Origin of the sequence: Tabrizicola fusiformis (genome assembly GCF_013328815.1) — a bacterium.
GTDB lineage: Bacteria > Pseudomonadota > Alphaproteobacteria > Rhodobacterales > Rhodobacteraceae > Fuscibacter.
This window is the reverse complement of the sequence record NZ_JABUHN010000006.1, coordinates 244,761-257,422: the sequence shown is the minus strand read 5'-3', so window position 1 is coordinate 257,422 and position 12,662 is coordinate 244,761. Positions and strand designations below refer to the sequence as shown.

Below are 12,662 nucleotides of genomic sequence, written 5' to 3'. Positions count from 1 at the left end.
GCGCATGAAAGACAACCTGAACATTTCCGCGCCGGTGATCGAGGCCAAGGGCCTCAATCTGGTGTTTCAGACCAGCGACGGCCCGGTTCACGCCCTGAAAGATGTGAATCTGACCATCAACAAGGGCGATTTCGTTTCCTTCATCGGGCCGTCGGGCTGCGGCAAAACCACCTTCCTGCGGTCCATTGCGGCACTGGAGCATCCGACCGGCGGCACGCTGACGGTGAACGGGATGAGCCCGGATGAGGCGCGGCGCAAGCGGGCCTATGGCTATGTGTTTCAGGCGGCGGGGCTTTACCCGTGGCGCACCATCGCGGGCAACATCAAGCTGCCGCTCGAGATTATGGGATTTTCCCGGGCCGAGCAGGACGAGCGCGTGGCGCGGGTGCTGGATCTGGTGGAACTGGCGGGCTTTGGCAAGAAATTCCCCTGGCAATTGTCGGGCGGGATGCAGCAACGGGCGAGCATCGCCCGCGCGCTGGCCTTTGACGCCGATATCCTTCTGATGGACGAACCCTTTGGCGCGCTGGATGAAATCGTCCGCGACCGGCTGAATGAAGAGGTGCTGAAGCTTTGGGCGCGCACCGGCAAGACCATCGGCTTCGTGACCCATTCCATCCCCGAAGCGGTGTATCTTTCGACCAAGATCGTGGTGATGAGCCCGCGCCCGGGCCGGATCACCGATGTCATCGACAGCCCTTTGCCGAAGGAGCGCCCGCTGGACATCCGTGACAGCCGCGAATTCATCGAAATCGCCCACCGCGTGCGCGAAGGGCTGCGGGCGGGCCATGCCGATGACTGAGCCCCTGATCCGCCGCGCCGGGGGGCTGTCTGCCCCCCACGGCCTTCGGCCTCCCCGCGAGGATATTTCGGCCAAGATGAAGGGGGAAGGGGCATGAGGAGCATTCTTCCGGTCGTGACGGTCGTTCTGATCATCGTGGCGCTGTGGTATGCGGCGGCGGTGCGGCTGAATGCGCCTTGGGTCTATGATCAGGCCGAGCGGGCGGGGGCGCCAGCGCCGGGTTTTGGCCAGTTGCTGGGCGAGACGATGGATCAGGAGCGGCCGGTGTTGCCCACGCCGCATCAGGTGGTGACGGAGCTGGTCAAATCGACCTTCGGCATGGCGGTGAGTTCCAAGCGCAGTCTGGTTTACCACGGCTGGGTGACGATTTCGGCGACGCTCTTGGGCTTTGCCATGGGGACAGGCTTGGGCATTCTGCTGGCGGTGGGGATCATCCACAACCGGGCGATGGACCTGTCGGTGATGCCCTGGGCGATTGCCAGCCAGACGATTCCCATTCTGGCCATCGCGCCTATGATCATTGTGGTTCTCAACTCCATCGGGGTGCAAGGGCTGATCCCCAAGGCGATCATCTCGGCCTTTCTGTCATTCTTCCCGGTTCTGGTGGGCATGGTGAAGGGGCTGCGCAGCCCCGACCAGATGCAGCTTGACCTGTTGGCCACCTATGGCGCGAGCAAGCGGGAAACCTTCTGGAAGCTGCGGCTGCCGTCCTCGATGCCCTATCTTTTCACCTCGCTCAAGGTGGGGATTGCAGCCTCGTTGGTGGGGGCCATTGTGGGCGAGTTGCCGACGGGGGCGGTGGCAGGCTTGGGTGCGCGGCTGTTGTCGGGCAGCTATTACGGTCAGACGGTGCAGATCTGGGCGGCGCTCTTTGCCGCGGCGCTGGTGGCGGCGGTGCTGGTGATGGCGGTCGGCGTGATCGAGGGCCGGGTGCTGCGGCGGATGGGGATGGTGCGATGACGCTGGTGATCCTGTCCTTGATGTTCTGGGCCGGGGCTTGGGCATTGAATGTCGGCCTGTCGCAATCGCCCGTTGTGCAGAGCCGCGCCGGGCGGCTGCTGGTTCCGGCGATCTTTGGCATCACGCTGCTGGTGGTCTGGGAGGGGTTGGTGCGCGGGCTGAATGTGCCGGGGGTGATCCTGCCGCCGCCTTCGGCTATCGGTGCGCGGATTGCGGTGAGCCTGCCAACGCTTTGGGCCGATTTCCGGCAGACCTTCGTCAAGGGCGCGCTCTCGGGCTATATCCTTGGCTGTTCGGCGGCCTTCCTGACGGCGGTGCTGATCGACCGCAGCCCGTTCCTTCAACGCGGGCTTTTGCCGGTGGGCAATTTCGTCGCTGCCCTGCCCATCGTCGGCATCGCGCCGATTCTGGTGATGTGGTTCGGGTTTGACTGGCAGTCGAAGGCGGCGGTCGTCGTCGTCATGGTGTTCTTCCCGGTGCTGGTGAACACGGTGGCGGGGCTGGCCGCCACCGACCGGATGCAGCGCGACCTGATGGCGACCTATAGCGCCAGCTATCTGCAGACGCTGCTCAAATTGCGGCTGCCCGCCGCGATGCCCTTCGTCTTCAATGGGCTGAAGATCGCAACGACTCTGGCGCTGATCGGCGCCATCGTGGCAGAGTTCTTCGGCAGCCCGATCGTGGGCATGGGGTTCCGCATCACCGCCGAAGTGGGGCGGCTGGGTCTGGACATGGTCTGGGCCGAGATCGCGGTGGCGGCGCTGGCGGGATCGGCCTTTTACGGGCTGGTCGCGCTGATCGAACGGGGGGTGACCTTCTGGCACCCGTCGCAACGGCATTAACAAGGCCCCGAGAGCGGGCCACAACTTGGAGGTTGAAATGAAGAAGTTCCTTACCGGCGCGCTTCTGGCGGCAATGGCAGGCAGCGCGCAGGCGGCGGACGATGTGACGCTGCAACTGAAATGGGTCACCCAAGCCCAGTTCGCGGGTTACTATGTGGCGGCGGCCAAAGGCTTTTATGAAGAAGAGGGCCTGAACGTCACCATCCTGCCGGGCGGCCCCGATGTGGCGCCGACGCAGGTGATCGCCGGGGGCGGCGCCGATGTGGTGGTGGACTGGATGCCCTCGGCGCTGGCCGCCCGCGAAAAGGGTCTGGCGCTGGTCAACATCGCGCAGCCGTTCAAATCCTCGGGCATGATGCTGACCTGCCTCAAGGAATCCGGCGTGGCGACCCCGGCCGATTTCAAGGGCAAGACGCTGGGCGTCTGGTTCGGCGGCAATGAATATCCGTTCCTGAACTGGATGAACAAGCTGGGTCTCAAGACCGACGGCACCGATGTCACCGTGCTGAAGCAGGGCTTCAACGTGGACCCGCTGCTGCAAAAGCAGGCCGCCTGCGTTTCGACCATGACCTATAACGAATACTGGCAGGTGATCGACGCCGGCGTGAAGCCCGAGGATCTGGTGGTCTTCAAATATGAAGACGAAGGCGTGGCGACGCTGGAAGACGGTCTTTATGTGATGGAAGACAAGCTGGCGGACCCGGCCTTTGAAGACAAGATGGTGCGGTTCGTGCGGGCCTCGATGAAGGGCTGGAAATACGCCGAAGCCAATTCGGACGAAGCTGCGATGATCGTGCTGGAGAATGACGCCACCGGCGCCCAGACCGAAGCGCATCAGAAGCGGATGATGGGCGAGATTGCCAAGCTGACCGCCGGTTCGAATGGCGCGCTGGACCCCGCCGACTATGACCGCACCGTTGCGGCGCTGATGTCGGGCGGTTCGGACCCGGTGATCACCAAGGCCCCGGAAGGCGCCTGGACCCATGTCATCACCGACAAGGCCCTGCAATAAGAACGCGTCGCAAGGCATTGCCTGAAAACGACAAAGGCCGCACCTTCGGGTGCGGCCTTTTGCTTTCGCGGTGGGTGGGGTCAGCTTTCGGCGCTGGCTTCGGCCTCATCCTCGACCGGGGTGGCGGTCAGGCGGAAGCTGCGCAGGATGAAGTCCGGCACATGGTCGCCCATGCCGACAACGCGGGCGTCGTCGCGCGGGCCGCCCCGGCTTTGGTCGCGGCGGTCGCTGCGGCGGTCCCCCGTGGGGCGGTCCGCAGGGGCACGCTCCGTTGCACGCTCTGCCGCGCGGTCGCTGCTGCGCTCCGCGCTGCGTTCGGCATAGCGTTCGCGCTGCGGCGCGGGGCGGGGCGCGCGTTCGGTCTCCACCGGCTCTGCCTCGGTCGGGGCGGCAGCCTCGACGACAGGCTTGGCCACCGGTGCCTCTTCGCGCGGCGGGCGGCTGTCGCTCCGGCCGCGGCTGCGGCTGCGCGACGAGGAGCTGCGGTCTTCGCGTGGACGCTCGGGGCGGTCCGAGGCATCGTCCAGCGCGCCTTCGGGCAAGTCGCCGCGCGGGATTTCCAGTTTGATCAGGCTTTCGATCGCCGCCAGATATTTGGCATCCGCCGGCACGCCGATGGAATAAGCCTTGCCCAGACGCCCGGCGCGGCCGGTGCGGCCGATGCGGTGGACGTAATCTTCGGGATGCGACGGCAGGTCGAAGTTGAAGACATGGCTGACGGCGGGAATATCAAGGCCCCGGGCCGCCACATCCGAAGCGACCAGCAGGTGCAGTGAGCCGTCGCGGAACGAATCCAGCGTCTTGGTCCGCACGCTCTGGTCAAGGTCGCCATGGATCGGCGCGGCATTCAGCCCGTGCGATTTCAGCGACTTGGCCACCACATCGACATCCATCTTGCGGTTGCAGAAGATGATGGCATTGGTGCAAGCCTCGCCCTCGGCCCGGATCAGCGCCCGCAGCGCGGCGCGCTTTTCGGTGAAAGAGCGGTCCTTGCGGCTGGGCGTGAACTGGAAGAGCTTCTGCTCGATCGTGGTCGAGGCGGTGGCCTGACGCGCCACTTCGATCTTTTCGGGCGATTTGAGGAAGGTCTTGGTGATCCGCTCGATCTCGGGCGCCATGGTGGCGCTGAAGAACAGGGTCTGCCGCGCGGGCGGCGTCATCTGGAAAATCCGCTCGATATCGGGGATGAAGCCCATGTCCAGCATCCGGTCGGCCTCATCGACCACCATGATCTGCACGCCGGTCAACAGAAGCTTGCCGCGCTCGAAATGGTCAAGCAGCCGGCCGGGCGTGGCGATCAGCACATCGACGCCGCGGTCGATCAGCTTGTCCTGCTCGCCAAAGGAAACGCCACCGATCAAGAGCGCCTTGGTCAGCTTGGTGTGCTTGGCGTAAACGTCGAAGTTTTCCGCCACCTGTGCCGCCAGTTCGCGGGTCGGTGCGAGCACAAGGCTGCGCGGCATCCGGGCGCGGGCGCGGCCCTGTCCCAGAAGGGTGATCATCGGCAGGGTAAAGCTGGCGGTTTTGCCGGTGCCGGTCTGAGCAATGCCCAGCACGTCGCGCCCCTGCAGGGCGGGCGGGATCGCCTGCGCCTGAATCGGGGTGGGGGTTTCATATCCGGCTTCCGCCACGGCCTGAAGCACGCGGGGGTCCAGCGCAAGGTCAGAGAATTTGGTCATCAGCGTCCTGGGTGATGCGGGATCGGCCCGCAAATTAGGGGTGGGACGCGATCTTACCGGGCGCCCCGGCGTCATGGGGCGTTCTCGCCCTGTCGCGCGGATAACGGAAAAGTGCTGCGGGGTCAAGCAAGGGGCATCGGGCAGGGCCGGGGTCGGGAATTCCTGACTTTGCCGGATTTGCGCAAAAGAGTACTGTGATGACAGTGAACGGTTCGTGGTTGCCTGTGATTGAAAGCAGACATTGCCCCAAGCCATTTGCCTTTGTCATAGATCCCCCGCAGGGCTTCGGCCCAGGCGCATTTGCCCCAAGACCCGGCCGTCGTCTTCCCCAGACGACGGCCTTTTTCATGGCGAAAGGGCCGCCGTCCGGTTTGGACGGCGGCCCTTCATTCTGCGCGAGAACCCTTTTCAGAGATCGAAGGTCACGCCCTGCGCCAGCGGCAGTGTGGTGCCATAGTTGATGGTGTTGGTGGCCCGCCGCATATAGGCTTTCCACGCATCCGAGCCGCTTTCGCGGCCGCCGCCGGTTTCCTTTTCCCCGCCGAAAGCGCCGCCGATCTCGGCGCCCGAGGGGCCGATGTTCACATTGGCAATGCCGCAATCGGAACCGCGCGCCGAAAGAAAGGCTTCGGCTTCGCGCAGGTCATTGGTGAAGATCGACGAAGACAGACCCTGCGGCACGGCATTATGCGCCTCAAGAACATCATCGAAGTTCTTGTATTTCATCACATAAAGGATGGGCGCAAAGCATTCGTGCAGCACCGGGCCGCATTGTTCTGGCATCTCGACCAGCGCGGGGCGGGCATAGCTGCCGCCCGGGCCGTCTACCGGCTGACCGCCATGCACGGTGCCGCCTGCCGCCCGGGCCGCCTCAAGTGCGGCCTGCATCGCGGCACCTGCGCCCGCGTCAATCAGCGGGCCGACCAGCACGCCCTGCTCCAGCGGATTGCCGACGGTGACACTGGCATAGGCGGCCTTCAGCCGCGGCAGGAAGGCGTCATAGAGGCTTTCATGCAGGAAAAGGCGGCGCAGCGTGGTGCAACGCTGCCCGGCGGTGCCCATCGCGGCAAAGGCCACGCCGCGCAACGTCAGGTCCAGATCGGCCGAGGGGGTGACGATGGCGGCATTGTTGCCGCCAAGTTCCAGCAGCGAGCGGCCAAAGCGGGCGGCCACCTTGGGCCCCACCTCGCGCCCCATCCGGGTCGAGCCGGTGGCGGAAACCAGCGCCACCGCCGGACTGTCCACCAGCGCCTCGCCCGCCGCGCGGGCCCCGACGACCAGCGTTGCCAGCCCGGCCGGGGCCGCGCCGCCTTCGGCGTTGAAGCGGGCAATCGCCCGGTCCAGCATCGCCTGCGCCGCAAGAGCCGAGAGCGGCGCCTTTTCCGACGGTTTCCAGACCACCGCATTGCCGCAGACCAGCGCCAGCGCCGTGTTCCACGACCAGACCGCCACCGGGAAGTTGAAGGCGGAAATCACGCCCACGACGCCAATCGGATGCCAGGTTTCCATCATCCGGTGGCTGGGGCGTTCCGAAGCGATGGTATAGCCGTAAAGCTGCCGCGAGAGGCCGACGGCGAAATCGCAGATGTCGATCATCTCCTGCACTTCGCCCTGACCTTCCGAGGTGACCTTGCCGACCTCGATCGACACCAGACGGCCCAGATCGGCCTTGTGGTTGCGCAGCTCTTCGGCCCAGAGGCGGACCAGCTCGCCACGCTTGGGCGCAGGCACGACGCGCCAGTCGCGGAAGGCGCGGGCGGCGGCGGCGATGGCGGCCTCTGCCCCGGCCCGGCCCGCTTCGGGCAGGCTGGCCAGCACCTCGCCGGTGATCGGGCTGCGGGCGGGCATCGAACCTTCGGTCAAGGTGACGCCCAGCCGGGACAGAAGCGCAAGGGTTTCGGATTTCAGCGACATCGGGGGCCTCATCTTGCGGGGGTTTTCCGCAGTAAGACCGGCTGGGATCGCCCGGCAAGAGGGGGGATTTGCCGCCCGATCCGTCAGAAGGGCCGAATTTCAGGCGAAGTGTTGCAAGCTGTGGGTGAAATGACTGGCATCATCCGGCAAATCGCCATCTTCTGCCATTGCGCAAGGGCAAGCTGCAGGATGTGAAAATTTTCCCCCGTCCTGGCCGGAAATCACGCCTCTGCCGAAGGATGCAGCAAGGGGCGCCAGCCTGCGGCCATCACGGCCACCAGCGGCGCCGGCGTTAGCACCTCCAGCATTCCCTGCGGACGGGGCCGGGGCGGGCCATAGCCCGCCGGGCGGTGCGGATGCAGGCCGCGGGTCGTCACCAGATGCGGGCGGTCTTGCCAGATCACAAAGGCGCCTTCGGGCAGGGTTTCGGCGGCGGCCATGTGGCGGCGTTGCTGGCGGTCGGGCATCAGGCGGGCCTTGTGCAGCGCGCGGTCGATACTGGCGGCATCTGCGGCGCCGAACAGGCTTGCCCAGCGGTCACGGAACCGCAGCCAATCGGCGCGGCGGCATTCGGCGCAGGGGCGGTGCCCGGCGGCAGCGGCCACTGCCTCATCCAGAAAGAACAGCTCGGTATAGCGTCCCGGCGCCATCAGCGGCCTTTGGCGCCCTTTGAACGCCGTCAGGCAGGTGATCCAATGCGGATGCCGCCAGCGCGCCCGGCCAAGTTGCCCGGCATCGTCATGCAGGATGCCGCGATTGCCCATGAACAGGCCCCGCGCAGGGTGGGCGATGATCTGGCCATCGGGCTGCACCCGGTTCTGCCGCGGCATGAGCTACCTCAGGAAGATCAAGGCCAGCCCCGCCACCGCCAGCAGCGCGCCGGTCAGGCTGATCAGCGTGGGCCGTTGCCCGGTGCGCAGCCACAGAAGCGGCAGGATCATCACCGGCGAGGTGGCGGAAAGCGTGGCGATGATCCCGGTTTTTGACCCTTCCAGTGCGTAAAGAAACAGCGTCATGCCCAGAAGCAGGCCGATCACCGCGGTTATCGCAGTCAGCGCCAGCACCCGCAGGCTGGCCGTGCCTTCGGCGCGCGGCGCCAGCGGCGTGGCCGCCAGAAGCCCCATCGCCAGCCCCGAAGCCCCGACCCGGATCAGCGAGGCGAGCCAGGGGTCGATCCCCGCCACCATCACCGGCCGCGCGATCAGGCTGCCCGTCGCCTGACCCAGCGCGGCGCCCAGACCGAACATCAGGCCAATGGCCAGCGTGCCGCGCGTCTGCTCGAACCTGTGGGCATCGGCGCGCGGGCGGCCAAGGATGGCCACCGCCACGCCAAGCGCGGTCAGCGCGATGCCCGCCACGGCCTGCAGCGACAGGGTTTCGCCCAGCAAGGCCCAACCCAGAATGGCCGCCATCGGCGCGTTGGTGGCAAAAACCGCGCCCGCCCGGCGCGGGCCAAGCCGCGCCACGGCGGCAAAGTTGAACGTATCGCCCAGAAGGATGCCGACCACGCCCGAGACCGCGAGCACCAGAACCGTCGCTGGGTCCAGCCCGGCAAAGCTGCCGCCCGCCCAGACGATCAGCCCAAGCAGCAGCGCTACGAACACCTGCCGGTAAAGGTTGAAATGAAACGCCCCCAGCACCCGCACCGCATCGGTGGCAAGGATGCCGGTCATCGCCCAGCAGGTGGCCGTGCCAAGGGCGGCAAGTTCGTGAAGGGGCAGGGGCATGGATGGCCTGACGGGATATCCGGGGTCATGTAGGATGGGCAATCTGCCCATCCCGTCGATGGTTCAAACCATCATCTCCTTGGTCGCGGTCAGCCGCAGCTCGGGGTAGTCGCGTTCGATCCGGTCGATGTCCCATTTCAGCCGCGTCAGGAAAACCGTGTCGCCGTCATTGTCGATGGCGATGTGGCCCTTGTTGACGTTGACGAACTTTTCCATCTCGGCCTTGGGTCCGTTGACCCAGCGGGCCGAGGTAAAGTTCGACGGCTCGAACCGCACCGGCAGGGAATATTCCTGCTCGATCCGGCTGGCCAGAACCTCAAACTGCAACTGGCCGACGACGCCGACGATAAAGCCGGAACCGATCATCGGCTTGAACACCTTGGCCGCGCCTTCTTCGGCGAATTGCATCAGCGCCTTTTCCAGATGCTTGGCCTTCATCGGGTCCAGCGCCCGCACGCCGGACAGGAGTTCCGGCGCAAAGGACGGAATCCCGGTGAAATGCAGCGCCTCCCCTTCGGTCAGCGCGTCACCGATGCGCAACTGCCCGTGGTTCGGAATGCCGATGATGTCGCCCGCCCAAGCCTCTTCCGCCAGTTCGCGGTCGGCGGCGAGGAACATCACCGGGTTGGCAATCGCCATGGGTTTCTTGGACCGGACGTGCAGCAGCTTCATGCCGCGTTCAAAATGGCCCGAGGCAAGGCGGACAAAGGCCACGCGGTCGCGGTGCTTGGCATCCATATTGGCCTGCACCTTGAAGACAAAGCCGGTCACCGGCGTCTCTTCGGCAGAAATCTGACGCTCGGCGGCCTTCTGCGGCTGCGGTTCGGGGCCGAATTCGCCCATGCCGTCCATCAGCTCCTTGACGCCAAAGGAATTGATGGCCGAGCCGAACCAGATCGGCGTCATATGGCCTTCCAGCACCGACTGGCGGTTGAAGGCGGGCAAAAGCTCGCGCGCCATTTCAATCTCTTCGCGGAACTTGGCCAGCAGGTCGGCGGGAACGTGGTCGGCCAGTTTCGGATCGTCCAGCCCCGAAATCTGGATCGATTCCGCCACCTTGTTGCGGTCGGCGCGGTCCATGATCTCCAGCCGGTCGTGCAACAGATCATAGGCGCCGATGAACTCGCGCCCCATGCCGATGGGCCAGCTTGCCGGGGTGACGTCGATCGCCAGATTCTCCTGAATCTCGTCGATGATGTCGAAGGTGTCGCGGCTTTCGCGGTCCATCTTGTTGCAGAAGGTCAGGATCGGCAGGTCGCGCAACCGGCAGACCTCAAACAGCTTGCGGGTCTGGCTTTCCACGCCTTTCGCCCCGTCGATCACCATGATCGCGGCATCCACCGCCGTCAGCGTGCGGTAGGTGTCTTCGGAAAAGTCACTGTGGCCGGGGGTGTCCACCAGATTGAAGCGGTAATGGCGGAAGTCAAAACTCATGGCCGAGGCCGAGACCGAAATCCCGCGGTCCGCCTCGATCTTCATGAAGTCTGACCGGGTGCGCCGCGCCTCACCCTTGGCACGGACCTGTCCGGCCATCTGGATGGCGCCGCCGAACAGCAGGAACTTTTCGGTCAGCGTGGTCTTGCCGGCGTCGGGGTGCGAGATGATCGCAAAGGTCCGGCGGCGGGCGATTTCGGGCGGAAGGGTGGGGCGATTGTCCAGCATGGCCGCCGATTAGCCCAAAACGCGCCAGCCGTCCACGGGGGCGTTGCGGCCGAAGGGGCAGGGGGCCGTCTGCCCCCTCTGCGCGTGCCGCGCATTCACCCCCGAGGATATTTACCGAGAGAGGATGAGGTCAGGGCTTTTCGGGTTTGCGCCGCGGTTTCTGGAACAGCGCATCGGGGCCGAGGGCTTCGAGAAAGGCGCGGCCGGCTTCGGTGCCGAAATGCTGGTTCTGCGACAGGCCGGGAAAGCGGGCGCGGACCTCTTCGGAAAACTCGGGCGGCAGGCGGTTCACCGTGGTTTCGTTGACCATCAGGCTTTCGGCAGGGACGCCTTCGGCATAGATGATTTCATGCCGGTCGAAGACCAGACTGAAGTAGTCGGCAAAGCCGCCCTCGCGGATGAAGATGTTCTCGCCATCCACCAGATGGCGGGCCTGCACGAGGATTTCCGAGGTGGGCAGCCCCGCCACCCGCTCGCGCTGATAGAGGAACATGCGGTGATGCTGGCTGACGATCAGGTCACCGGCATTGCCCAGCGTTCCTTTGGCAATCACCACCGGCGCAAAGGGGCCGACGGCCTTGAGGGTGGCCTTGCCGACCCAGCGCAGCGGCTGGCCGCCATGGTCGCGCGTCAGCACGCGGTCGCCGGGGCGCAGATCCTCGATGGCGCGCTGGGCGCCGGTGGCCAGCGTGATCATCGTGCCACGCAGGAACGAGACGCAGAGGAGATCGGCCAGCCCGGCGGCCTCGGGCGCGGCCTCGACCTTGACCAAGGTGTAATCGGTGCCGACGGCCATCGGCGACAGCGGCAGCACCACCCGCGCGGTGCCGAGCGACAGGAGCAACAGCTCTACCCGTTCGCCGCTGTCGCCCATCAGATCATAGCGGGCCTCAAGTCCGATGGACTGGCCGGGGGTGCCGATGGCGCTGCCGGGGCCGACCTGCTGCCCCCCCGTGCCCTGCTGCACCACAAGGCGCAGCGGTTGGTGGCCGGGGTCGATCTGGTAAAGGTCGCCGGGGCAGACCTCATCGGGGCCGCCCAGGCCATCGCCCTGATTGACGCCGAGGCTGACGAACAGATCACCCGCCGCCAGCACCTGACAGGCCTGATCCGGGCGGCTGTCTGCGGGAAGGGCGTTCTGCGGCATCGGGTTTCCTGGCATCCTCTGCCTCTCAGTTAGGCAAAAGGCGGTGGTCCCTCAAGGGGAATTTCCGTGCCGCGGCGGCTTGAGAAGGCTGCCGCGCGGCTGTTAGTCTGGCCCGGCACAGGACAGGAGCGGGATGATGGATCTGGGGATCAGGGGCAAGCGGGCGCTGGTGACGGCGGGCTCGAAAGGTCTGGGGCGCGGCTGCGCCGAGGCGCTGGCGGCGGCAGGGGTGGACCTTGTGCTGAATGCGCGTGGCACCGAAGCGCTGGAGGCGACGGCAGCGGCGATCCGCGCGGCCCATGGCGTGCGGGTGGTGACGGTGGCGGGCGATATCGCCACCGAGGCCGGGCGTGCGGCGGTTCTGGCCGAGGCGGCGGGGGCCGACATTCTGGTGACCAATGCCGGCGGACCGCCGCCCGGCCTCTGGAGCGACTGGAGCCGCGAGGATTTCATCAAGGCGCTGGATGCCAACATGCTGACGCCCATCGCGCTGATGCAGGCGCTGATGCCGGGAATGATGGCGCGGGGCTGGGGCCGGGTGGTCAACATCACCAGCCAGTCGGTCAAGGCGCCCATCGCGCAGCTTGGCCTGTCGAATGCGGCGCGCACCGGGCTGACCGGCTTTGTCGCGGGCACCGCCCGGCAGGTGGCGCCGCAGGGGGTGACGATCAACAACCTGCTTCCCGGTATCCATGACACCGATCGCGCCACCTCGCTGGACAGCGGGGTGGTCAAGGCCAAGGGCATCACGATGGACGCGGCGCGGGCCGAGCGGATGGCGACGATCCCCGCCCGCCGCTATGGCACGGCGGCAGAGTTCGGGGCGGCCTGCGCCTTTCTTTGCTCGGTTCACGCCGGGTTCATCGTGGGCCAGAACATCCTGCTGGACGGGGGCGCCACGCTCGCCACGATCTGAG

Annotated in this window: 11 protein-coding genes; 5 read left to right on the top strand and 6 right to left on the bottom strand. The window is 66.0% G+C overall.

The window, feature by feature from the left end; translation table 11 throughout:
• The first annotated feature begins 4 nt into the window (after positions 1-4).
• The 4 genes from HS053_RS11785 to HS053_RS11770 all read left to right on the top strand — a co-directional run bounded on the left by HS053_RS11785 (position 5) and on the right by HS053_RS11770 (position 3,616).
• Positions 5-802, top strand: a complete 798-nt coding sequence (locus HS053_RS11785; RefSeq protein WP_174211437.1) for an ABC transporter ATP-binding protein — start codon at positions 5-7, stop codon at positions 800-802.
• 93 nt (positions 803-895) lie between these two features.
• Positions 896-1,762 carry an ABC transporter permease gene (locus HS053_RS11780; RefSeq protein ID WP_174211436.1) on the top strand — a complete coding sequence of 289 codons (867 nt, stop codon included), beginning with the start codon at positions 896-898 and terminating at the stop codon, positions 1,760-1,762.
• Complete coding sequence (locus HS053_RS11775) at positions 1,759-2,604, top strand: ABC transporter permease (RefSeq protein ID WP_174211435.1); 846 nt, start codon at positions 1,759-1,761, stop codon at positions 2,602-2,604. The genes HS053_RS11780 and HS053_RS11775 overlap by 4 nt, the downstream gene beginning before the upstream one ends.
• A 37-nt stretch (positions 2,605-2,641) precedes the next feature.
• Positions 2,642-3,616, top strand: coding sequence for an ABC transporter substrate-binding protein (locus HS053_RS11770; protein WP_174211434.1), 975 nt, complete (start codon positions 2,642-2,644; stop codon positions 3,614-3,616).
• Between the two features lie 80 nt (positions 3,617-3,696).
• On the opposite strand, the gene HS053_RS11765 is transcribed toward HS053_RS11770, so the two are convergent.
• The 6 genes from HS053_RS11765 to HS053_RS11740 all read right to left on the bottom strand — a co-directional run bounded on the left by HS053_RS11765 (position 3,697) and on the right by HS053_RS11740 (position 11,745).
• A complete protein-coding gene (locus HS053_RS11765) occupies positions 3,697-5,295 on the bottom strand; it encodes a DEAD/DEAH box helicase (protein ID WP_174211433.1) in 1,599 nt (532 codons plus the stop codon).
• Between the two features lie 408 nt (positions 5,296-5,703).
• Complete coding sequence (amaB, locus tag HS053_RS11760; RefSeq protein ID WP_206677601.1) at positions 5,704-7,209, bottom strand: L-piperidine-6-carboxylate dehydrogenase; 1,506 nt, start codon at positions 7,207-7,209, stop codon at positions 5,704-5,706.
• A gap of 221 nt (positions 7,210-7,430) precedes the next feature.
• On the bottom strand, positions 7,431-8,039 hold the full coding sequence (locus HS053_RS11755; RefSeq protein WP_174211431.1) for a hypothetical protein: 609 nt from the start codon (positions 8,037-8,039) through the stop codon (positions 7,431-7,433).
• Between the two features lie 3 nt (positions 8,040-8,042).
• Complete coding sequence (locus tag HS053_RS11750) at positions 8,043-8,936, bottom strand: DMT family transporter (RefSeq protein ID WP_241699832.1); 894 nt, start codon at positions 8,934-8,936, stop codon at positions 8,043-8,045.
• A gap of 63 nt (positions 8,937-8,999) precedes the next feature.
• Positions 9,000-10,598, bottom strand: a complete 1,599-nt coding sequence (locus HS053_RS11745) for a peptide chain release factor 3 (RefSeq protein WP_174211430.1) — start codon at positions 10,596-10,598, stop codon at positions 9,000-9,002.
• Between the two features lie 130 nt (positions 10,599-10,728).
• Positions 10,729-11,745, bottom strand: a complete 1,017-nt coding sequence (locus tag HS053_RS11740; RefSeq protein ID WP_174211429.1) for a Hint domain-containing protein — start codon at positions 11,743-11,745, stop codon at positions 10,729-10,731.
• Positions 11,746-11,881: 136 nt separating this feature from the next.
• On the opposite strand from HS053_RS11740, the gene HS053_RS11735 reads away from it, so the two are divergent.
• The gene (locus HS053_RS11735; protein WP_174211428.1) at positions 11,882-12,661 is read left to right on the top strand and encodes an SDR family oxidoreductase; all 780 of its coding nucleotides are present in this window, start codon (positions 11,882-11,884) and stop codon (positions 12,659-12,661) included.
• The last annotated feature ends 1 nt before the right edge of the window (position 12,662 follow it).

Bases quoted from the DNA above. Each gene is read 5' to 3' on its own strand.
- HS053_RS11750 (WP_241699832.1), bottom strand. From the start codon at position 8,936: ATGCCCCTGCCCCTTCACGAACTTGCCGCCCTTGGCACGGCCACCTGC.
- HS053_RS11780 (WP_174211436.1), top strand. From the start codon at position 896: ATGAGGAGCATTCTTCCGGTCGTGACGGTCGTTCTGATCATCGTGGCG.
- HS053_RS11745 (WP_174211430.1), bottom strand. From the start codon at position 10,598: ATGCTGGACAATCGCCCCACCCTTCCGCCCGAAATCGCCCGCCGCCGG.
- HS053_RS11735 (WP_174211428.1), top strand. From the start codon at position 11,882: ATGGATCTGGGGATCAGGGGCAAGCGGGCGCTGGTGACGGCGGGCTCG.
- amaB (WP_206677601.1), bottom strand. From the start codon at position 7,209: ATGTCGCTGAAATCCGAAACCCTTGCGCTTCTGTCCCGGCTGGGCGTC.
- HS053_RS11785 (WP_174211437.1), top strand. From the start codon at position 5: ATGAAAGACAACCTGAACATTTCCGCGCCGGTGATCGAGGCCAAGGGC.
- HS053_RS11775 (WP_174211435.1), top strand. From the start codon at position 1,759: ATGACGCTGGTGATCCTGTCCTTGATGTTCTGGGCCGGGGCTTGGGCA.
- HS053_RS11755 (WP_174211431.1), bottom strand. From the start codon at position 8,039: ATGCCGCGGCAGAACCGGGTGCAGCCCGATGGCCAGATCATCGCCCAC.
- HS053_RS11765 (WP_174211433.1), bottom strand. From the start codon at position 5,295: ATGACCAAATTCTCTGACCTTGCGCTGGACCCCCGCGTGCTTCAGGCC.
- HS053_RS11770 (WP_174211434.1), top strand. From the start codon at position 2,642: ATGAAGAAGTTCCTTACCGGCGCGCTTCTGGCGGCAATGGCAGGCAGC.
- HS053_RS11740 (WP_174211429.1), bottom strand. From the start codon at position 11,745: ATGCCGCAGAACGCCCTTCCCGCAGACAGCCGCCCGGATCAGGCCTGT.